At 48.7% G+C, this 20,959-nt stretch carries 14 protein-coding genes and 1 pseudogene; 5 read left to right on the top strand and 10 right to left on the bottom strand.

Annotation, left to right across the window (positions count from 1 at the left end; translation table 11 throughout):
- The first annotated feature begins 29 nt into the window (after positions 1 to 29).
- Entirely contained in the window at positions 30 to 1,121 is a 1,092-nt protein-coding gene (locus ABWH99_RS21755; RefSeq protein WP_375583872.1) for a type IX secretion system membrane protein PorP/SprF, read from the top strand.
- On the opposite strand, the gene murA is transcribed toward ABWH99_RS21755, so the two are convergent.
- The 4 genes from murA to ABWH99_RS21735 all read right to left on the bottom strand — a co-directional run bounded on the left by murA (position 1,061) and on the right by ABWH99_RS21735 (position 6,310).
- Entirely contained in the window at positions 1,061 to 2,368 is a 1,308-nt protein-coding gene (murA, locus tag ABWH99_RS21750; RefSeq protein WP_375583871.1) for a UDP-N-acetylglucosamine 1-carboxyvinyltransferase, read from the bottom strand. The two genes, ABWH99_RS21755 and murA, sit on opposite strands and share 61 nt — an antisense overlap.
- Positions 2,368 to 3,045, bottom strand: a complete 678-nt coding sequence (locus ABWH99_RS21745; RefSeq protein ID WP_375583870.1) for a DUF4290 domain-containing protein — start codon at positions 3,043 to 3,045, stop codon at positions 2,368 to 2,370. Before ABWH99_RS21745 ends, murA begins: the two co-directional genes overlap by 1 nt.
- A 94-nt stretch (positions 3,046 to 3,139) precedes the next feature.
- Positions 3,140 to 5,383: an ATP-dependent helicase gene (locus ABWH99_RS21740; protein ID WP_375583869.1), complete on the bottom strand. Its 2,244-nt coding sequence runs from the start codon at positions 5,381 to 5,383 to the stop codon at positions 3,140 to 3,142.
- Positions 5,384 to 5,455: 72 nt separating this feature from the next.
- On the bottom strand, positions 5,456 to 6,310 hold the full coding sequence (locus ABWH99_RS21735; protein ID WP_375583868.1) for a lysophospholipid acyltransferase family protein: 855 nt from the start codon (positions 6,308 to 6,310) through the stop codon (positions 5,456 to 5,458).
- A 113-nt stretch (positions 6,311 to 6,423) separates the two neighbouring features.
- On the opposite strand from ABWH99_RS21735, the gene ABWH99_RS21730 reads away from it, so the two are divergent.
- From ABWH99_RS21730 to nadD, 4 genes are read left to right on the top strand one after another with little or no spacing between them, the layout of a single operon-like run.
- A complete protein-coding gene (locus ABWH99_RS21730; RefSeq protein ID WP_375583867.1) occupies positions 6,424 to 7,014 on the top strand; it encodes a sigma-70 family RNA polymerase sigma factor in 591 nt (196 codons plus the stop codon).
- A gap of 17 nt (positions 7,015 to 7,031) precedes the next feature.
- Complete coding sequence (locus ABWH99_RS21725) at positions 7,032 to 7,313, top strand: anti-sigma factor (protein WP_375583866.1); 282 nt, start codon at positions 7,032 to 7,034, stop codon at positions 7,311 to 7,313.
- A gap of 5 nt (positions 7,314 to 7,318) precedes the next feature.
- A complete protein-coding gene (gene gmk, locus ABWH99_RS21720) occupies positions 7,319 to 7,891 on the top strand; it encodes a guanylate kinase (RefSeq protein WP_375583865.1) in 573 nt (190 codons plus the stop codon).
- A 5-nt stretch (positions 7,892 to 7,896) separates the two neighbouring features.
- Entirely contained in the window at positions 7,897 to 8,463 is a 567-nt protein-coding gene (nadD, locus tag ABWH99_RS21715) for a nicotinate (nicotinamide) nucleotide adenylyltransferase (protein ID WP_375583864.1), read from the top strand.
- A 3-nt stretch (positions 8,464 to 8,466) separates the two neighbouring features.
- Here the strand turns inward: nadD and ABWH99_RS21710 are convergent, their stop codons facing one another.
- The 6 genes and pseudogenes from ABWH99_RS21710 to frr all read right to left on the bottom strand — a co-directional run bounded on the left by ABWH99_RS21710 (position 8,467) and on the right by frr (position 20,959).
- Positions 8,467 to 9,855, bottom strand: a complete 1,389-nt coding sequence (locus tag ABWH99_RS21710) for a vanadium-dependent haloperoxidase (protein ID WP_375583863.1) — start codon at positions 9,853 to 9,855, stop codon at positions 8,467 to 8,469.
- A gap of 33 nt (positions 9,856 to 9,888) precedes the next feature.
- A complete protein-coding gene (locus tag ABWH99_RS21705; RefSeq protein ID WP_375583862.1) occupies positions 9,889 to 11,262 on the bottom strand; it encodes a vanadium-dependent haloperoxidase in 1,374 nt (457 codons plus the stop codon).
- Positions 11,263 to 11,265: 3 nt separating this feature from the next.
- A complete protein-coding gene (locus tag ABWH99_RS21700) occupies positions 11,266 to 14,604 on the bottom strand; it encodes a VCBS repeat-containing protein (protein ID WP_375583861.1) in 3,339 nt (1,112 codons plus the stop codon).
- Positions 14,605 to 14,769: 165 nt separating this feature from the next.
- The gene (locus ABWH99_RS21695; protein ID WP_375586614.1) at positions 14,770 to 16,629 is read right to left on the bottom strand and encodes a RagB/SusD family nutrient uptake outer membrane protein; all 1,860 of its coding nucleotides are present in this window, start codon (positions 16,627 to 16,629) and stop codon (positions 14,770 to 14,772) included.
- Between the two features lie 20 nt (positions 16,630 to 16,649).
- Positions 16,650 to 19,827: pseudogene (locus ABWH99_RS21690) on the bottom strand (SusC/RagA family TonB-linked outer membrane protein).
- A 571-nt stretch (positions 19,828 to 20,398) separates the two neighbouring features.
- On the bottom strand, positions 20,399 to 20,959 hold the full coding sequence (gene frr / locus ABWH99_RS21685; RefSeq protein ID WP_375583860.1) for a ribosome recycling factor: 561 nt from the start codon (positions 20,957 to 20,959) through the stop codon (positions 20,399 to 20,401).

The raw sequence follows: 20,959 nt of genomic DNA, 5'->3' as shown, positions 1-20,959 counted from the left end.
CGGGAAGGATGATGTAACCAAGAGGAACCATGAAAAAACGACATACCCTACTAATTTTTCTATTGAGCTGGAATTTTGCTCTGGCACAGGACATGCAGTATTCCCAGTTTTATGCAGCGCCTTTGTACTTGAATCCGGCCTTTGCCGGTTCTACCGAATTGACCCGTATGGGAGCCAATTACCGAAACCAATGGCCGGGATTGGACCATTCGTTTGTTTCCTATTCGGCGTACATCGACCATTACATGTTTGACATCAACTCGGGAGTTGGCTTAATCGTCAATTCTACCCGTGAAAGTCAGTCCCGACTCAGTACCAACGAGGTAGGCATGGCCTATTCCTACAAGGTTCAACTGGGACTGGACACCTACCTACGGTTTGGCGGGCAGGCGAGCTTCATTACCCGCGATGCTTATTTTGGGGACCTGGTCTTCGGCTCTCAGTTGGACATTGATCGTGGCTACGTGGACGATTTCAGTGGGGAATTGATGGCGGCAGATTACAAGCATAGTTTCGTGGATTATAATTTTGGCATGGTGTTTCACACCCAAATGATGTGGTTCGGCCTATCCGGGCACCATTTATCGGAGCCAAATACCTCCTTTGTGGACGGAAACATCAGTAAGTTGCCGATGAAGCTTTCAGCCCATGGAGGGATCAAATTTAGCCTGGGCGAGGGAATGATCAATAACTACTACAGCAATACGCGGCAGGAGCGTTCCGCATTTTTTGCCTTCAATTACAAGCACCAAGACCCCTTCAACCAATTGGATTTGGGGGCGCAATTGTTCGTCGAACCGCTGATTCTGGGCGTTTGGTACCGTGGTTTTCCGGTGAAATACAATTTGCCCAACAATGAATCTATTGTCGGATTGCTCGGTGTGGCCTTGAGTAATGGCATTGATATCGGCTACAGTTTTGATTTTACGGCATCCAAGCTTAGCCTGGGGAGTTCCGCCGGGGCACATGAATTTTCTATCCGGTACTCCTTTTTATACGGAGACCCCAAAGACCGGAACAAGAAGCGAACGCTGATTCCTTGTTTCCGGTTTTCAGTGGATCAATCAAACCGCACGATATCTGCGCCGAGGGCATTTAGGCGCTGGTCGATGTACTGGTAGCCTCGATCGATCTGCTCTACATTATCGATAACGGAGGTTCCGTCCGATGACAGCGCAGCGATGAGCAAGGCCACTCCGGCACGGATGTCGGGAGAAGTCATCCGGATGGCTTTCAGTGGATATTTTCGGGCGAGGCCGATTACGGTGGCCCGGTGTGGATCACATAATATGATTTGCGCACCCATATCGATCAATTTGTCGACAAAAAACAGCCGGCTTTCAAACATTTTCTGATGAATAAGGACGGTTCCCTTGGCTTGCGTGGCCACTACGAGCACGATGCTCAACAGGTCAGGGGTAAAGCCGGGCCAAATGGCATCCGACACCGTAAGGATGGAACCGTCGATAAAGGTCTCGATTTCGTACAGCTTTTGGGAAGGGATATAAATATCATCGCCTCTGATTTCGAGCTTTATTCCCAATCGCTGAAAGGTCTCCGGTATTAGCCCCAGCTTGTATACCCGGGCATCTTTGATGGTGATCTCGGATTGTGTCATGGCGGCCAACCCTATAAATGAGCCGATTTCAATCATATCGGGCAGCAGCGTATGGCTGGTGCCTTTCAAGTTTTCGACGCCTTCGATGTGTAGCAGATTGGATCCGATACCAGTAATCTTACCGCCCATGCGATTGATCATCAGGCAGAGTTGCTGTATGTAGGGTTCACAGGCAGCATTGTAGATGGTAGTTTTTCCCTGGGCCATGGAAGCGGCCATGATGATATTGGCCGTACCGGTGACTGAAGCCTCGTCCAAAAGCATGTAGCTACCCCTGAGTTTGCTTCCGTCTATTTTGTATATGCCTTTTTTGCCATCGTAATGAAATCGCGCTCCCAGTTTTTGGAATCCGGTAAAGTGCGTATCCATTCGTCTCCTGCCAATTTTATCCCCACCTGGCTTTGCTATTCGGCCTTTACCAAACCGGGCAAGCAAGGGACCCAGGAGCATGACCGATCCACGCAGGCTGGACGCTTTTTCAAGGTATTCCTCCGTATCTAAATACCCAAGTTTGATGTTCTTGGCAATGAAGGAATAGCTTTCGGGCCCTTTTTTTTCCACCCGCACGCCGATATCGGAAAGCAATTCGATCAGTTTATTGACATCCCGGATTGCGGGTATTTTGTGAACGAGAACCTCTTCCGAGGTGAGTAATACAGCACAAAGAATTTGGAGTGCCTCGTTTTTTGCACCCTGAGGGATGATTTCTCCGCTGAGTTGCGCCCCTCCTTTTACCCGGAATGAACCCATTAATTCCTTCTTTTTTTGCTATTGGAGCCGCTGTTTCTTCGTTTTCCCCCGGTATAATTTCTTCTCCCGCCCGCACTGGTAGAAGTAGGCTGCGGTGTTGCCACATTCGTTTTAAAATCCCTGCGCATGCTGGTTTCAAACAGGCCGTTCTCTTTTACCTTTTCCAGATCAATATGAAGCCGGCCCTTGGATAGGGTTTTGATATCGTCAATGATGATGGCGTCGTCAAAATTTTCGCGGTTCCAGGTGGAATGAAAACTACGCATCAACTGGCCAATGTAGATCAGGGCAGCTTCTTGCTCGTCGTCATCTTCGATTTCGATGGCTTTCTCAATAAGTTTCTCGATATTTCTTCCGTAGTGCTTGAATCGGACTTCGCCTTCCGGATAGCCGATAGGCTGCGGTTTTTTCCCAAGCAGCTCTTTTGGAGGCATGGGAAAGGGCCCGTTCACTTCCAACTCGAAGTCAGACATGATGTACATATCGTCCCAAAGCTTCTGATCACTTTCGGTTTTCAATTGGGGATTAAGCTGTTTCATCAATTCCACCAGGGCAAAAGCGTATTCCGTACGTTTTTCTTCTTCAGGAACCGTCTTGATGTAATCCACTAATTTTTGGATGTTTTTTCCGTATTCTTTCAAAATAACTTTGTTTTTAGGCTTTTCATTGTGGGTCATGATACCTGCATTTAAGTTTCCTGAACTTTTGACAATATACTAAAAAATAGGTTATGGTCAGTCTGTCATGCGCTGGGTATCGTTCTTCCCTTGTCTATTCCATGATGCGAAGTTTTGCAAAGCTAAGTAATAAAGTTTTATCTCCAAAATGCTCGAAGTGAATACGTGCTTTTCGGTTTGCTCCTTCGGTCTCTATCGCGGCAACTTTTCCGAAGCCAAATTTAGGGTGCTCTACCCGCATGCCCGCTGTCAGGTTGTTGGTATTGGAAGGTTTGAAGTCGGGACTTGGGGTATGTAATTTTGCGGTGTTCGTCCGCATGGCTGGTTTTTTCAGCCCAACAAATCCCTGGCTGCCCTCCCTATCCCGGAAACTGCTGGAAAGGCTGGTACTGATTTTCTTGTTAACCCGTATAAAGGTTGGATCAATTTCTTCCAGAAACCGGCTGGGTTCGCAATTGAGCAGTCTGCCGTAGCGGTAACGGGTCAGCGCATAACTCAGGAATAGACGCTCCATGGCCCGGGTGGTGGCCACGTAAAAAAGCCGCCTTTCTTCTTCCAGGTCTTCCCTGCTTTGCATCATCATTTGGGAGGGAAAGAGGTCCTCCTCCATTCCCACTACAAATACGTACTTAAATTCGAGCCCTTTGGAGGAGTGAATGGTCATCAGGGTTACGGTATCCTGATTCTCCTTGTTCTGATCCTCATCCGTCAGCAAAGCAATTTCTTGCAGGAATGCACCCAGGGATTTGTCCTCGTTTTCCGGATTGTCTACGTACTCTTTGATGGCATTGAGTAATTCCTGCACGTTTTCGTAGCGATTTAGCCCTTCAATGGTCTTGTCTTCATAGAGATCTCGCAGCAATCCGGATTGTTTCGCGATGCCGCTGGCGGTCTCAAAGGCGTCTTTTCGTTCGGCTTCAATTTTGAAGCTGCGAATCATCGTGCAGAAATCTCCAACCGTATTGGCGGCCCTTCCGGTCAAAAAGCTGCTGCTGTTGGAAATGACTTCCCACAGTGGAATGTCGTGCTCGTAAGCGGCAATCATCATTTTTTCCACACTGGTGGCGCCAATGCCTCGTTTGGGATAATTGATGATCCGCTTGAACGCTTCTTCGTCTTCTTGATTGACCACGTACCGGAGATAGCCCATCAGGTCTTTGATTTCTCGTCGCTGATAAAAGGAGAGGCCGCCGACTATCCGGTAAGAAATACCCAATTTCCGAAGTGCTTCCTCCATGGAACGCGACTGGGAATTGGTGCGGTAGAGGATGGCGAAATCACTGTTTCGCAGTTTTTTGTTGTTTTTTTCCTCGAAAATAGTCGTCGCAACCATTCGGCCCTCTTCGTTATCAGAAGCGGCTTTCATCAGTTCGATCAGGTCTCCGTTGGCATTTTGCGTCCAGACGTTTTTCTGTAGCTGGGATTTATTTTTTGCGATGATGGAGTTAGCGATCTCCACGATATTTTTTGTCGAGCGGTAATTTTGCTCCAGCTTTACCACGAAAAGGTCGGGATAGTCTTTTTCAAAGTTCAGAATGTTTTGAATATCGGCGCCCCGGAATGCATAAATGCTCTGAGCATCGTCGCCCACCACACAAATGTTTTGATGGACGGCCGCAAGTTTTTTGGTGATCAGGTACTGGGAGAGGTTGGTATCCTGAAACTCGTCTACCATCACGTAGCGAAAGCGTTGCTGGTATTTGTTCAGCACATCGGGATGGTCACGAAACAGTACGTTCGTGTTGAAGAGCAGGTCGTCAAAATCCATGGCACCTGCGCGGAATAACCTGTTTTGGTAGTTTTTATAGATTTCTCCCACCCGCGGCTTCATGGCTGCCTCGTCGTCAGCTTTGATAAAAGGGTCACTCAGGTAGGTTTCCCAAGAGATGAGTCTGTTTTTGGCTCCGGAAATTCGGGACAGGACCGTATTGGCCTTGTAGACCTTGTCGTCCAGTTTCATTTCCTTCACGATGGACCGTAGCAAGGACTTGCTGTCATCGGTATCGTAGATGGTAAAGTTACTTGGGTAACCAAGCTTTTGTGCTTCCACCCGAAGAATCTTTGCGAAAACAGAGTGAAACGTACCCATCCAGGTATTTCGTGCATCCAGGCCGATGAGTTTTTCTATCCGGTGCTTCATCTCACTTGCTGCCTTATTGGTAAAAGTCAGGGAAAGAATCTGAAAAGGATCCACCTGTCGGGCATGAATCAGGTGAGCAATCCTATACGTCAATACCCTGGTCTTGCCGGAGCCGGCTCCGGCAATGATCATTACCGGACCCTCCGTTCGTTCTACTGCTTCGCGCTGCGGGGGGTTGAGGCTTGCTAGGTAATCCATAAGGGAGGTTCAATTTACTTTATCGGAGAGATTGTTTTTCGCCGCTTCAAAGTTACCATTTCTTTTTCTATGTTACACGTTTGCATTTGTTTGCTTTTTCCAGCGATTATGCGACCAGAGGTACAGTGCCGGCTGTTCGCGTATATTTTCTTCCAGCAGGCTGATGAATGCATCGGTAATGGAATGAGGCGGGTGATCCGAATAAGGAGGGGAGCTGAGCAGCCGGTAGTCAAACTCGTAATAACCACGGCGGGGCTTGCTGGTATGGGCGTAAATGACGGTTAGATTGAATCTCTTCGCCAGTTTTTCGCCCCCTTCAAAAAAAGTGGTCTCTCGATTCATGAAGGATCGCTTGTAGCGGATTTCGGCGCAGGAAGGTCGTTGGTCGGCCGCCAGAACAATGAGCCGGGCTTCGTTACGTTTTTTCAGAAACACCCGCTGAAACATTTTTTTCTCGGTCAGTGCTGCGCCCATCCTCCCGCGAATTTTTTGCATCAGGTCTTCGAAAAATGGCTGGTTTACACGGGTGTATACGGTTTCGCACTTTTCCTGAACTTCGGAGGAAACCGAAAGCAGGTGCCCCTCCCAATTGAAGAAATGCCCACACATTCCTATGATGATTTCCCCCTCGCCTACCTTATCAAAGATGACGGAAGGATTCTTGGAAAGGAATCGACGGGTCAATTCTTTCTTGCTAATGGTGAGCAGTTTGATGGTTTCTGCCAGGGAATCGGTAAAATTCCGATAAAAATCCCGTTCTATCGAGCGCCGTTCACGCTTGCTTTTCTCTGGAAAGGCGTTCTTCAGGTTTTCTCGCACGACTTTTTTTCGGTACCCTAGCAAGTAGTAAGCGAGCAAGTAGAGCAGATCAGAAAAAATAAACAGGACCGGCAACGGCAATCTGGAAAAGAGGCGAATCAGGAGCATGCGGAATTTCAGCGAGGTTTAGCCAGGTAATGAAAAGTCAAAATAATGAAATAATGATGACTTTCTTGGTTTAAATTAGTTATAAATAAAGTCAATTTGTAATTTTATGTTCTATGTCCGAAGTGCAGCGAAAAAAATATTCCGATAAAGAAAAGACCAGCATCTTTGATCATGAGTTCATGCCCCACATTGATTCCATGTACAACTTTGCCTATCGATTGACCTTTGATGAGGACGATGCAAAAGATTTGGTACAGGATACTTACCTGAAGGCGTATAGGTTTATCAATTCTTTTGAAAAAGGGACCAATGCGAAAGCCTGGTTATTCCGAATTTTAAAAAATAGTTTTATCAACGAGTACCGGAAAAAGAGCAAGCAACCTTCAAAGGTAGATTATCAAGAAGTTGAAACTTATTATAACTCGGATAACGTTGACTATACAATGACCTCAGATTTGAGGGTGGATGCAGTCAAAGACATGCTCGGAGACGAAATCTCCAATGCGCTCAACAGCCTTGCCGTAGATTTCAGAACAGTGATTATCCTCTGCGATCTTGAAGGATTTACCTATGAAGAAATGGCTAAAATACTGGATATTCCCATTGGTACGGTTCGTTCCAGACTTCACCGAGCCAGAAACCTATTAAAGGATAAATTGCGGTCCTATGCTGAAAATATGGGCTACGATACGGAGGAAGAATAATCGAAAAATAAGTTGACATGGACAAAAATCTAAACAAATCCAGCGAATCCGGTGAACGAAAACTGAACTGCAGTGACGAAAGCAAATGCTTTGAGCTATTGGAGAGCATACTGGATGGGGAGGAAACGTCAAGTTCGAAGGAGATTTTAGATCAAAAACTCGCCAAATGCCAGCCCTGTTTTGAGCATTACCACCTGGAAAAGGTCATCAGGGAAATTTTGAAAAACAAATGTACCAAACACATGGTGCCGGCTGAATTAGCCAATAGCATTCGGCAAAAGATTCAAGAGATCAAATAAATTTTATGGCGCAGGGAAAAGCAATTATTTTTTCAGCCCCCTCCGGTTCGGGAAAAACGACCATCGTAAAGCACCTCTTGCAGCAAATGCCTCAACTTGGGTTCTCCATATCCGCCTGTACCCGGGACAAGCGGGGAAGGGATGAGGTCAATGGGAAGGATTACTATTTCCTTTCACCCGAGGAATTTCGAGAGAAAATTAATCAGGATGCCTTCATCGAATGGGAAGAAGTATACGAGGGTAATTTTTACGGTACCCTCAAAGAGGAGATTCAACGTATCTGGGACCAGGGAAAACACGTGATTTTTGATGTGGATGTAAAAGGTGGGCTGAATTTAAAAAATTATTTCAAGGAAAACGCGCTAGCAATCTTTGTTAAAGTCCCCACCATGGAGGATCTGGCCGAAAGGCTTCGGAGCCGGGGGACGGAATCGGACGAAAGTCTTTCCAGAAGAATTTACAAAGCCAAATTTGAAATGGGTTTCGAAAACCGGTTCGATGTGACCTTGGTCAATAAAGATTTACAGGTTTCTTTCAGGGAAGCCGAAAAACTAGTCGGGGATTTTATCGGTAAATAATAGGTTTGAAAGTAGGATTATTTTTTGGCTCGTTTAATCCCATCCATGTGGGGCACCTGATCATTGCGGATATCCTTCAGGATCAAACCGATCTGGAGGAGGTGTGGTTTGTGGTATCCCCACAAAACCCTCACAAATCCAGCCGTTCGTTGCTCCACGAATTTGATCGGTTGCGGATGGTAGAACTGGCTACGGCGGATCACTTTGGGTTTAAAGTATTGGACGTGGAATTTCACATGCCAAGGCCGAGCTATACGATCGACACCTTGACCTACCTTTCGGAGAAATACCCGCAGCACGATTTTTCGTTGATTCTTGGTGGGGACAACCTCACGCACTTTCACCGATGGAAAAATAGCGAGCAAATCCTCAACCATTACGGGTTGTATGTATATCCGCGTCCGGGCAAGAACAAGGCAATCGAGCACGAAGCGGTCCGCTACGTAGAGGCTCCTTTGCTGGATATATCGGCTACCTTTATTCGAAAAACGCTGCAAAAAGGGGGATCGGTCAGATACCTTTTGCACCCCCATGTATTGGATTATATCCGGGACAAGAAATTTTTTACCTGAATCCTACCGACGGGGCGCCTTTTCGGCGAGGGAAATTTTCCGGGTCCGGATCCGCCCTTCGATCCATGACGCGATGGCTCTTCCCTGATCGACGCCGTTGGTGATTGCAGGCAGGTAATGAATGCCTCCGTAAAAGCGACTGATCGCCGCTTCCTCTGCTGCTTCCCGGAACGAATTAAATTCACGTGTGCCCAATCCATACTTCACTTCGGTGGAGTCGAGAAAATAAAAGGGTTCTCCCAACAATCCGGTTAACGCTTCAGATGCTGCCGTAGAAATCACACTGTGCCCACTGGTATATTCCGGAAAGGGAGGCGTCTGAAGCAGTGGGGTCCATTCCTCATCCATGTAGCGATTGATATAGGTTTCGGGTCGGATAAGTACACTCCGGTATTTTTCATCCCAGCAGGAGATAAAAGCGTCAAAGAGGTAGATGGACGTGACGCACATCGCTTCGGCCGTTTGCCTCCAGTTCAGGCCCTTTGCTTTGGACGCGATCCCAGTGATTCCCATCCAGTGGCCGCCGGGCGTAATTTTTTTTTCCGCATACATCACGTGTCCTTTAACATTCATTTTATAGGGATTGCAATCCCAGAAATAGGCAATTTCCTCCTGGTAGTCGTTCAACTGATTGCCGGCGTCCATGACCTCTTTCGCGTCTTGAAAAAAACGGCTATCAGGTACGGTGTCGAAAGCCGGTGGTGGTTCCGGTAAAAACTGACTTGCTGAATCCAAGAAAAACGTCCGGATCTTGTTCCAGTGTGGCTCAATGCCCTCCATGTAGGCGGGAGGGGTGGGCCTCCAACTACCCAGGTCGTCGCGAATGGTGTATTTTTCAAAGGATCGACTTTCGTGGTAGTTGTCTGCGGAGGCATAGGCCAGGATTTGCTCCGCAACGGACTCGCCCAATTCTACAGCCCTGGTAAATTCAGCAGCGGGCATCCCTGCATCTTTTAATTTCTCAAAAAGCGCATCCCTGCGATCGATCAAGTCCTGTTCGGAAAAAACCAGTTTGGATGCGACCTTATAATAGGCAGCCAGTGCCGCCAAATGGTAATTCACGGGTTCCCCTGTTGTAGCTTCCGAAACGCGCAGTGGCTCGGAATCCTTCAACTGGCCCATCAGGGATACATAGGTCCCAGGCTCGGCCAAAACGGCCACCTCATAGGCAGCAATGGCCGGATAGCTGTAAATACGGCTTGCCACGGGTGGTGAAAATATGTCGTGTACCATGACCTCCGTTAGCTGTTCGTTGGCATCCACCAAGAAAAAATTATCCTGGAGTAGCTCTTTATAGGATTCATCGGGAGTACACGATATCCAGGTAAGCATGCTGGCAAGAAGGCCTATCCATAGCCCGTGCTGATTTCGTTTTATTCTAGGTACTATCATGTTTTTTGAAGTAGCCGGTGTATGAAAATGAATTTACTCGTTTTGCTGAACTGCCTGCCCTTGTCCCCGGTGTGCGTCTCGTCGATTCAGGATCCAGTGGCCCACTTTTTTTCCCTGATCCTGCCCCCGGGTGATTGCATCCATGAAATGAATACCGCCGTACAATCGCGAAATACTCGCCTCCTCAGATGCCTGCATAAACGAGCTGAATTCTCTGATTCCCAAGCCGTACTTTTCCTCAACGGTATCCAGGTAAGAAAAGCCTTCGCCAAAGAAATGAGTTAGAATCACCGCAGAGGTGGTAGAAATCGTGGAGTGCCCGCTAAGGTATTCCGGAAAAGGAGGTGTTTGAAGCAAGGGCTTGTAGGTCGGATCCACATATTTACGGATGGCCGTTTCGGGACGAATGCGGTCGCTTCTGTACTTTTCATCCCAACAGCTGATAAAGCCATCCATCAAACCCAGAGCGACAAAGGTGTTGATTTCCATGGACTCCTCAAACGATAATTCTGCCTTTTGGCAGGCGATGTCTGTGATACCCATCCAATGCCCCCCGGGAGATATTTGTTTGATACCCACCATCAGGTGGCCGGTTTCTTCCAGGGCGAAGGGATTGCAATCCCAGAACGCGGCTATCTCCCGTTTCTCACGGTCCAAATCTAATTGGTATACCTCCTGCATCAGGGCATAAAACTCCGAATCGGGATCCTCGGAAAAAGGTACCGGCGGATCGGGCTTAAACTGATCCGCAGTTTCAATCAAAAAGGGACGGACCGTATTAAAATACGGTTCCACCGGTGGGAAATACCCGGGAGGCGTGGGGTACCATTTCCCTTCCCCGGTGCTGGGTTGGTAGCGCGGATAGTTACTAATCTCTCTGTACTTGTCGGCTTTGGCATAATTCAGAATCTGCTGACTGATGTGCTCGCCGTAGGTTTTTGCCTGAGCGATTTCCTGTGAATCGTAGCCCCAGGTTTTGCAGGAGTCGGAAAAGGACTCTTCGAAGGCTTGCATTTCCGAACCGGAGGGTTGCAGGGCCGCAGCGGTGTGCACCATAGCGAATAGCGCGCTCATGGGGATGGATGGGCTGTTCCCTGCGGGACGGGAGAGGGAATCCAGTCCATTTAAAAGTCCGGAAAGAGAGGGGTACCTGGCATTTCCTGAGGCAATCACCTCGTATCCGGCAAGGCAGGCATAGGCATAAAATCTCCCGGCCAGGGGAGGATTGGTAATGTCATGTACCATCAGGTCGGTCATTTTTTCTGTTGCCCAACCGATGGCTTTGGCAGGCACCGGCTTCTTTTCAACGGTAGCCTGGCAAGAAAGTAAAAGCCCGGCAAGTGCCCAGACCAGTAACGTTCCTTTATGCCGATAACTGCCTAAAAAAGGTATCCCTGTAAATTCCATGCTTTAGTAAATTTTCTCGTGCTGTAGTTGGTAGGCAACCAGGGGCTGCCGGTTAATGCCCACAAGAAGGAGGCCATCCAGCCACTGCATGCCGCGTACATCCCCATTGATGTGCAAGCCGGAGTTTCGTTGCGGTAGGTAGGAAAAGTTTCCCTGTCCATCTCCCAACAGTACCGTGCCATAATTTGCGTCGTACTTACCAAAACGCAATCTGGCCCGTTCTATGTTCCCCCCCAGAACAAAATCCAGGTGACCATCCCCGTTTAAATCCTCACTAACTACGGAGAAGACCGGAGAAAACTGAGCTTCTGCAGGCAAGTTCGCGCGGGCAAAGCCGCCGTCTTTTTGATTGATAAACAAACTCGTTTCCAACGTGTTTGCGCGTAGGTAGCCCAGGTCTTCCAACTCCGATTTTGAGAATATGTTTTCTAGTTTTGCTTCCGCGTAGCTGGCGTAATCGGTGAAGCGCGTGCGCATACTGGATATCTGATCCAACAGTTCGTCCCGGGTCAGGTAGGGGTAGGGTTCTCCCTCAATGTATAAACTGAGAATTGGATCAACGGCCCCGTTGTCATCAAAATCCTTGAAGTACATTTCTGCAGGCTGCTCGTCGCTGGCTTTGGCCTGGCTATTCAGGCCTAAGTTACCGGCCAGCAGATCCGGAAGGCCATCTCCATTCACATCGGTTACGTGTAAGGTATTCCACCATCCCGATTGCGGCTCGTCAAAGAATGTGTCGGTGGCGGATTGCAGGGTTTTTCCGGCTTGCTCGAAAACAGAAACCGGCATCCATTCGCCGACAACAATCAACTCCTTCTTGCCATCCCCGTTTAGGTCCGCCCAGTTTGCATCGGTCACCAGCCCCAGGCTGGAGAATTCGGGGTACCAGTCCTTGGTTTTATCCACCATTTTTCCCCCGCCCTCATTGATCAGCAGGTAGCTTGGAGGGGTTTCCGGATACCGGCCCGGAATCACCCTGCTTCCCACAAAAAGGTCGGGGAGACCGTCCCCATTGAGATCCTCGGAGGCGATCGCAGCCGTACTGCTACGCATTTCCGGCAATAAATCCGGGTCCCTGGTAAAGGTACCGGTACCGTCGTTCACGTACAGCCGATCTTGAAGCAAGGGATCCTGTGGCAGGAGTGAGCCGTACCCACCGCTTGCTACATACAAGTCAGGTAGTCCGTCTCCGGTAAAATCCGCCATCAAGGCGTCCGTATCCTGAAATTCTTTGTCTGATTCAAAATCGCTCGAGTACTGCAGCCGAAAGCTGCCATTTGCTTGTTGAACGTAGAGTTTTCCCGCCTGACCACTTTCCCCGCCGATGTACAGGTCCTTTTTTCCATCACCCGTAACATCTCCGCTGCACAGCACCGGACCGGCAAAGGAAATTGGGTTAACCATCAGGGGTTGCCGTTTAAAATCATTGATTGTATTTTCCGGAGACCGGTGGTCGATTGGCGGCGTTACTTCCACAAAAAGCGCCGGCGGTACGTCGGGGGCAGGACTTTTTTGCGATGCGTTTTTCTGGACCAAAGTCAATGTTTGGTTGCTGGAAACATCCGTTAGCTTTTCGGAAAGCCCTCCTGGCCAGCTGACTCGAAGGGAGTCAATTTTCCTCACCTCGCCCAATCCAAAATGAAGGGTAGGGGATACGCTCGACTGGTACCCACGGCTTGGCATTTGTTCGATCATCTGGAGCCGCCCCTGGTGATAAAGGGTGACTTTTGCACCGATCCCCTGATTGTTGCCTGGATTTCCCTGAAGCTTTACACGAAGAAAATGGCGATCGCTGGACAAAGAATCTGCGTTATTTTGGTAAATAAAGGCAGGCTGGTTGATATTATTGACGATCAGATCCAGGTCGCCATCGTTATCCAGGTCCGCATAGGCTGCTCCGTTGCTATTGGCCTGGTGATGGACTCCCCAGTCTTCGGATTTCTTTTCAAAAAACAGTCCGTCTTTGTTTTTGAAAAGGTAATTGGTCAGGTTGGAGGAGGGCATGCGTTGTACCAATTCAAGTATGTTTTCCCGTCGCAGTCCGTTTTGGTTGTTTTTTAGGTAGTCCGCCATGAATTTCAAAAAGTCCTGATTGGTATAGTCCCGAAAATACCCATTGGTCACGTAAAGGTCTTTGTTCCCGTCATTATCAAAATCTGCCAGCAATGCAGCCCAGCTCCAATCCGTATTGGATACGCCCGCTAACTGACCCACTTCGCTAAACAAGCCGTTTCCATGATTTAGGTGAAGCATGTTCCGCATGTATTGGTGGTGGAACCCAACGTTTAGGTTGTATTCAAACTTCTCGTAGTTATCCGGTGCCATCAATAGTTTTTGGCGTTTGTTGTCTTCCGGTAGCATGTCGAGGGTAAAGATATCGGGGTATCCGTCGTTGTTGACATCTGCGATATCATTGCCCATGGAAAAATGAGAGGTATGGCCAAGCGCTTCTCCGATTGCATCCGTAAACGTACCGTCTCCGTTGTTCAGGTAGAGGTAATCCGGCACGGTGTAATCGTTACTGATGTAGATGTCCATCCATCCGTCGTCGTTCAGGTCCGAAATCCCGGCACCCAGGCCGTAGGAGAGCGCCACGCGCAGTATTCCCGCTTCAGCGGTGACTTCCGTGAAGGTGTCCCCATCGTTTCTGAAGAGTTGGGGCCCTGCGGGATCGGTGGTTTTGAGGATGTCCGCCGTACTGGCCTCGTCCAGCACGGGAAGCGATTTCGGATTGTGATTGAGAAGGAAAAGATCCAGATCGCCATCATTGTCGTAATCGAAAAAGCTGGCTTGGGTACTGGTGGCCTCACTGTCTATACCGTAGGAAGCTGCCATTTCCCTAAACACCGGGATTCCCTCGGAATTGGGACCCTGGTTGATGTACAATTCATTTTTCCGTTTTTCGGGAGGCAAACTTCCGGAATAACACACGTAAATATCCAATCTGCCGTCTCCATTTACATCGGCCATACTAACTCCCGTTTTCCAGGGTCCGGGACGAGTCTGTACGCCGGCCGTCTGCGTAACGTCTGCGAATTCCATGTCGCCTCGGTTCAGGTATAGCCGGTTTTCCACCATGTTTGCAGAAAAATACAAATCATCGAGACCGTCTCCGTTGAGGTCTCCGACAGCTACGCCACCACCATTGTAGAAATATTCATACATCAGTATGTTCGTGTTCAATCCTTCGGTGAGCGTATTCTCAAACTTTACCAGGGTTTTTTCAGCGGGTAAACGGGTAAATTGCTTTAGCGGAACCGTATTTTGCGTTTCCACCTGGCAGGAGATAAAAACCAGAATGGCTCCGAGAAAGGGGATTTTATTGAGGAAATAATTGTACATACGGATGAATGAGTCTTCCTACAAATATAGAAATAAATGCGGAGCATTCCGGGAAATTGTTCCCCGGATAGGTGCGTGAGATGCAAGGGTAAGGACCGAAAACAAAAAAAGGCGATCCGAAGATCGCCTTTTACTAATTTACTAATAGGGGAACAACAGAAGCTGTTAATCTCCGTAACCCGGATTCTGAATCAGGTTTCCGTTACGCTGCATCTCATCAAAGCTGATGGGCATCCAATACATTTTATCCAGCCAGAGGCGGTTTTCTTTTCCGGGGTCAATTTCGATGACCTCATAGGAATAATCGTAGAATTCCGGATCGTAGCGGTAGATGGAGAGTTCTTTGCCCGGCTTGAGGGTACCGACAATGCTGATACCGTCGGCTTGTCTTCCCAGGGTTTCCGGTGCAATCATCCAACGACGTGCATCGTAATACCGCTGCTCCTCATGGACCATTTCCACCCGTTTTTCGTTAATAAATGCATTCCATAGGTCTTCTCCGGATGCATCGGTAGCAGGTAAGCCCGCGCGGAAACGGATTTTATTCAACCAGTTCCTGGCTTCTTCGTCGTTTCCGAGGGCAATGTTCGCTTCTACGTAGTTAAACACCACCTCGGTGAAGCGGATATGCGGCCAGGGAATTTCCTGCCAGGTATTCTGGTCGACGAAATTCGGGTCTGGCTCGATGAATTTCCGCAGGTAATACCCGGTGTAGCTTCCGTTCCAGTCTTCGATGGGGCTGTTTCGGGTATCCAGACCAAAGTGGGTTACTTTTTCGCCCTGCGCGTTTACTACTTCGTAGGTACCGGTTTGGATTTGTCCCAGCGGATCGCGGGCCTGATTGGCTGGAGAGCGTGGTTTCCAGGGGGCACCTTCGTACAGGAAGGTGGCGTAGAAACGGGCTTCCCGATCTTCGTAGGGAGCGCTGGCATGTTCCTCGTTATCCCAGTCAAATTCGGTACCATCCATCATCTGGTAGTCATCGATCAGAAGCTGTATCGGGGTGTTTCCAGCCCAGTTGTTGTATCCATTGGGCCCGTTGTGTAACCCATGGCGTCCTCCCCATTCCGGCTTTTGAGACAGGAAGTACCTCCCAAAAATCATCTCGGCTTCCCCACCATTTCTGGAAAGGGAATTGTTCATGTAGGTTTGGATGGCTTCTTCGTGAGGAAGGGGAGCGCTCAGGTCCAGCATGTTGCCGCTGGCTTTGTCCAGTACTACTTTGGCAGCATCAAGAGCTCTCTGGTAGCGTTCGGTTTGGCTGCCAGACGTAAATCCGATCAACTCCTTATTTTGATAGCCGGCGATTACGTCTGAATTAGCAGAGGCAGTTGCCATATCGTGCAAGTCCGAAGCCGCATAAATCAACACCCTGGATTTCAGCGCCAGGGCAGCGATTTCGTTGGCTCTGCCCCGGATGGGGTTATGATCGCTTAGCAAATCGGCCGCACGATCCAAATCAGCCACGATGAAATCCACTACTTCCTGAAAGGTGTTTCGGGGAAGTTCGTAGGTTTCCTCGTCCAACGTAAATGGACGGTCTGCCAATGGAATAGCACCGAAGTTGCGAAGCAATTGGTGGTGGAAGTAGGCCCGCATAAAGGTCGCTTCGCCCAACAGTCGGTCCACGATCCCTCCGGTATTTGGAAACTGCGGGTCGCTCAGGTTCGCAATGGCAATATTGGTAGCCCGCAAGCTGTTGTACATGTTTGGCCAGTTCCGGGTACCGTCAATCCAGCCTGGATTTTGAGGGTTCGACCGGGCTTCGGTAACGGTATTGATATTTCTACCCGGGTGGGTAAAGATGGCTTCGTCCGTCAGGGAAGACAAGGCCTGCTCATTGAATCCGCCTTGCTGTAACCCGCTGTACAGGTCGGTTACGAAAGCCTCTGCAAGTCCCGCATCGCGCCAAACGGCGGATTCGGACACTTCTCCCAATGGTTGTGTATTCAGAAATTCTTCGTCACAAGAAGTAGAGAGCAAAGAAATCGCCAGACCCAACCCTAAATATTTTATATTTTTCATCATATTCAATGTTTATGGATTTAGAATGTTACGGATAATCCCGCATTGATTACCCTGGCTTGCGGATAGTACTGTCCGGTAGCACTATCGGATTCCGGGTCGTATACGTCCAACTTGTCCCAGGTGAGAAGGTTGAGTCCGTTGGCATAAAATCGAAGGTTGCTGATACCAAATCGCTCACCGACTTGCTGCGGTACAGTGTATCCGATTTCCAGGTTTTTCAAACGAATGTAATCGGAACTTCTAAACCAGAAGTCGTTTCCGCTGGAGTAATACTGATCGCTACGATTAGCGATTCGAGGATACTCGGAGCTTTCGTTATCAATGGTCCATCGGTTTTCATAGAATTCCAACAGGTAGTTGCCGATGTTTCCGGATTCGCCCAAACTAACCAAAGCAATGGCCCCGGCAGCCCCTTGAAACAATACGGACATATCCCAGTTTCGGAAGCTCGCGTTCATATTGACACCTCCCTGAAAACGGGGGATGTTGTTTCGGTCCAAACGAACCCTGTCAAGCGGGGTAATGGCGCCGTCTCCATCGTAGTCTTTAAAACGCATGTCGCCTGGTCGCAATTGATTGGTGATATCCGTGTAATCCAAGGTCTCAGCATCGATCGCAGCCTGATTTGGGAATACGCCGTCATACAGGTAAACCGGGGCAGGGGTATTCATGGGCTTGCCGGTAGAACGCTGCCAGTCTGGTGCTCCCGGAGGCTCGTCCCAGAACAGGATCTTATTGTACGCATAGCCGCCATTCGCACTGACGCTATAGGATAGATCACCTTTCTGGCCTCGGTAGCCGATATTAAAGTCAAAACCCTGGTTTTCTACCTCTCCTATGTTTTCCGCAGGAAGCAAGGAAGAAAGTCCGCTGGATTGTGGAACGGAAGCATTTTTTCTCCAAAGGATATTGGTTCGCTTGTTGTAAAAGTAATCCAGTTCGAAGAAGATTTTACCTTGTAGCAATTGGCCTTCCACACCGATGTTGGAGTTATTGGCCACCTCCCAGGTAATCGCCGTGTTCGGTACCCGGGTCTCAAACAAGGTTTTCGCCTCTGTATTTTCTAAAATCTGGCTGCGGAAACCATACGTAGACAAGAATTGGTATTCCTGAAGGGATCCACCAAAGAAAATCTGGTCGTTACCCATTTGGCCCCAGGAGCCTCGTAGCTTGAAGAAGTCCATAACGGGAATGTTGTTTTTCCAGAAACTTTCTTCGGATACTACCCATCCGGCCATCACACCGGGGAAGAAACCGAATCGGGTAGGTTCAGGGAAAATGTAGGATCCGTCGTAGCGCCACAAAAATTCAAACAAGTACTTTTCCTGATAGTTGTAGGCAACCCGACCAAAATAGTTGAGACGGGCTCGTTCGAAAGCGCCTCCACCGTTGCTCTTTCTCCGCATCACCGCCGGCAAACATCTGATCGATGGCAGGAGAGATGAAGAATCTACGGTAGGCAAAGAAGTCATCCCCTTCTACCGTCTCCTGGTTAACACCTGCCAGCGCGCTGATGCCGTGGTCACCGATTTGTTTTTCGTAACTGAAAACCCCTCCCAAAAGGATGTTTAACTGGTTGATATTCGTTTGCCGCAGGCGGGGCTCGGCAGGACCGCGCTCACTGGGAACCAGCACAGGCGTAACGCCATCTGCTTCAAAACCGCTGCCTCGCTGGTACAGAATCCAGGGAGTTTCCCATCGTTTGATGAATCGGCTCAGGTTATCCACAGAGGCAGTTCCTTGAAATTTCAGCCCTTCTACTCCCGGGATCTTGATATTTAACGCTCCATTCGTTTGGAAGTAGTTTCGGGTATCCCGGTCGTATCCGGTTGCATTGGTGGTAATTACCACCGGGTTTTCGCCGTTTTCGATGTCTGGTCCGGGTCTGCCATCCGGCCAGAAAGCCGGCTCGTGTGGCTTGCCTCGCATCTGCATGCGGAAAATGGCACCTGCTCCCCGGGTAGGGAAGAAGCGGTATTCCTGACGGGCCAATACACCCAACTGTAAATCTACGTAATCGTTGATTTTTGCATCCAGATTGATCCGCATGTCGTACTGCTTGTAACCGGTGGCGGAATTCTTGTAGTAGGCGTCTTGGTTTTGATACCCAAGGGAAGCCATGTACCGAAGGTTTTCAGAACCGCCGTTCAACTGCAGGTTGTGTCGCACTTGAGGCGACCATGTTTTAAGCGTCTCTCCGTACCAGTCGGTATTGGGATAATTCCAGGGATCTGTACCAGCTCGGTGCAAAGCCAACGCTTCCGGACTGAAAGGAGCGGTTCGTACCTGTCCGTCGGGACGGGTGTAGCTTCCTGTAGACCGGTAGGCATCTGTGGCAGATCGCCACTCGCTCACGGGCAATTCGTATACGCTCAGGTCATTCAGCATCTCTCCGTACTGGGCAGCATCTGCCAGGTCGGGAATCACCGTAGGCTGAGCGAATCCCTGATTGAACTGATAGGTCAACTCAGGTTTGCCTTCTTTACCTCTTTTGGTGGTAACCAGGATAACACCGTTGGCTGCCCGGGCTCCATAAATCGCAGCAGAGGCGTCCTTCAATACCGAAATGGTTTCGATGTCGTTGGGATTCAGTCGCTCGATACCCCCCGCTCTGGCGGGTATTCCGTCGATTACAATCAGCGCATCGTTGTTACCGAGGGTGTTTGATCCGCGGATTCGAATTCCAGAGCCGTCATAGCCCGGTTCGCCACTGCGGTTAACCGCGATTACCCCTGCCATTCGACCGGCAATGGAGTTGGTCAGGTTCATCGCAGGCGATTTCACCAATTCGGCGCCCTTTACAGTCGCTACAGAGCCCGTAATGGTTTCTTTCTTCTGCTCACCGTAACCCACCACGACTACCTCGCTTAGCGCCTGCATGTCTGGGCTAAGGGTAATGTCAATGGTGCTCTGGTTTCCAACCACAATTTCCTGGCTGTTGAATCCAACAAAAGAAAAAACCAGGGTCTCGTCTCCGGATTGTAAGGCCACCCGGTAATTGCCGTCGATATCGGTCACCGCTCCGCGAGTGGTGCCCTTTACCAAGACCGAAACCCCCGGCAGGGGCAGGTCGTCTTCCGCGGAAATGACCGTACCGGTCACCTCTCTTGACTGCGCATGTACTGTCAAGCTGCTTGCCAATAGCAATGCCAAACCTAACAGAAACAGTTTTGTTTTAGGTAAATAGTTTTGCATGAATAAAAGAAATAGGTTAATGATGATTGAAGTTATTGTTAAAATAACACTTTAAATTTCACGGTATTTTTTGGCTTATGCAATAGCTCCTGTGGTGTATGCAAAAAGGGCTATTCGTTTGTTTTTAATAGAATGGTGTTTCCCATGAATTATTTGAATAATCATTGCTGAACAATTATCACTTTGGAAAAAAATACCTTAAAAATTAACAGTTAGCACAGGATGTGTTTTTTTAGTTTTTATAAAAAAAAGTTTGATTGTCTCCAGATCGAGGAAGATTCTTCAAATGCGAAGAGGAGATCATACCAATGGCCTCGTTGCAGGCAGAGAAATGATCTTGGTCTACAGCAGGAGACGAGTGGGTGAAAGCGGGAAGAAAATTGTCACAGATCGCTTGCATCCTGCAGGTTAAAAAGTGTGCGGTAGGGAAAGCGCTTGCGGGAGATCGATTTTTTTATCCCCGGGAAAAATTCCTATATTTGTTTCGTAAGGTTTAATACAGGAAAGAATAGTCGGCTGCTAGCTGCCTGTTCTTTATTTTTTTATCCCCCCCTGTGACTGTAAGCGGGCCTCAAACTTTCATGATCTCGGCTTCTTTCTTTTCAAAGAGCCCGTCAATCTTGGCGGCATAGGTATCGGTATATTTTTGAACCGTATCTTCGGCCCGCTTTACTTCGTCTTCGGAAGCACCTTCTTTTAACAGTTTTTTCAATGCGTCATTGGTGTCTTTCCGAACGGTTCGGATGCTTATTTTGCCGTTTTCGCACTCATTTTTCACCTGCTTGACCAGGTTTTTTCTTCTTTCCTCTGTAAGCGGTGGAATGGTTAGCAGTACCATTTCCCCATTATTCTGGGGATTCAGGCCAAGATCAGAATTGATGATGGCTTTTTCGACTTCCGGAATAAGCGTTTTCTCCCATGGCTTGATAGCCAGGGTACGGGCATCGGGAGTGGTAATGGACGCCACCTGTTGAATGGGAGTAGGCGTACCGTAATAAGCCACCATTATTCCGTCCAGAAAATTGGGCATCGCCTTACCCGCCCTGATTTTGACAAGTTCTGCGGCCGTATGCTGAACTGCCTTTTCCATCAGTGATTTCGCTTCCTCTAAATACATTTGGATCTCTTCCAT

This window comes from Cyclobacterium xiamenense (assembly GCF_042140265.1).
GTDB classification, from domain to species: Bacteria; Bacteroidota; Bacteroidia; order Cytophagales; family Cyclobacteriaceae; genus Cyclobacterium; species Cyclobacterium xiamenense_A.
Note: the sequence above shows the minus strand (reverse complement) of the source record. Positions and strands in the feature narration are given on the sequence as shown.

What these genes read in the sequence shown, in the direction of transcription:
- ABWH99_RS21695 (WP_375586614.1), bottom strand. Translation starts at nt 16,629, where the DNA reads ATGAAAAATATAAAATATTTAGGGTTGGGTCTGGCGATTTCTTTGCTC.
- ABWH99_RS21735 (WP_375583868.1), bottom strand. Translation starts at nt 6,310, where the DNA reads ATGCTCCTGATTCGCCTCTTTTCCAGATTGCCGTTGCCGGTCCTGTTT.
- gmk (WP_375583865.1), top strand. Translation starts at nt 7,319, where the DNA reads ATGGCGCAGGGAAAAGCAATTATTTTTTCAGCCCCCTCCGGTTCGGGA.
- ABWH99_RS21700 (WP_375583861.1), bottom strand. Translation starts at nt 14,604, where the DNA reads ATGTACAATTATTTCCTCAATAAAATCCCCTTTCTCGGAGCCATTCTG.
- frr (WP_375583860.1), bottom strand. Translation starts at nt 20,959, where the DNA reads ATGGAAGAGATCCAAATGTATTTAGAGGAAGCGAAATCACTGATGGAA.
- ABWH99_RS21705 (WP_375583862.1), bottom strand. Translation starts at nt 11,262, where the DNA reads ATGGAATTTACAGGGATACCTTTTTTAGGCAGTTATCGGCATAAAGGA.
- ABWH99_RS21725 (WP_375583866.1), top strand. Translation starts at nt 7,032, where the DNA reads ATGGACAAAAATCTAAACAAATCCAGCGAATCCGGTGAACGAAAACTG.
- ABWH99_RS21740 (WP_375583869.1), bottom strand. Translation starts at nt 5,383, where the DNA reads ATGGATTACCTAGCAAGCCTCAACCCCCCGCAGCGCGAAGCAGTAGAA.
- ABWH99_RS21745 (WP_375583870.1), bottom strand. Translation starts at nt 3,045, where the DNA reads ATGACCCACAATGAAAAGCCTAAAAACAAAGTTATTTTGAAAGAATAC.
- ABWH99_RS21710 (WP_375583863.1), bottom strand. Translation starts at nt 9,855, where the DNA reads ATGATAGTACCTAGAATAAAACGAAATCAGCACGGGCTATGGATAGGC.
- ABWH99_RS21755 (WP_375583872.1), top strand. Translation starts at nt 30, where the DNA reads ATGAAAAAACGACATACCCTACTAATTTTTCTATTGAGCTGGAATTTT.
- murA (WP_375583871.1), bottom strand. Translation starts at nt 2,368, where the DNA reads ATGGGTTCATTCCGGGTAAAAGGAGGGGCGCAACTCAGCGGAGAAATC.
- ABWH99_RS21730 (WP_375583867.1), top strand. Translation starts at nt 6,424, where the DNA reads ATGTCCGAAGTGCAGCGAAAAAAATATTCCGATAAAGAAAAGACCAGC.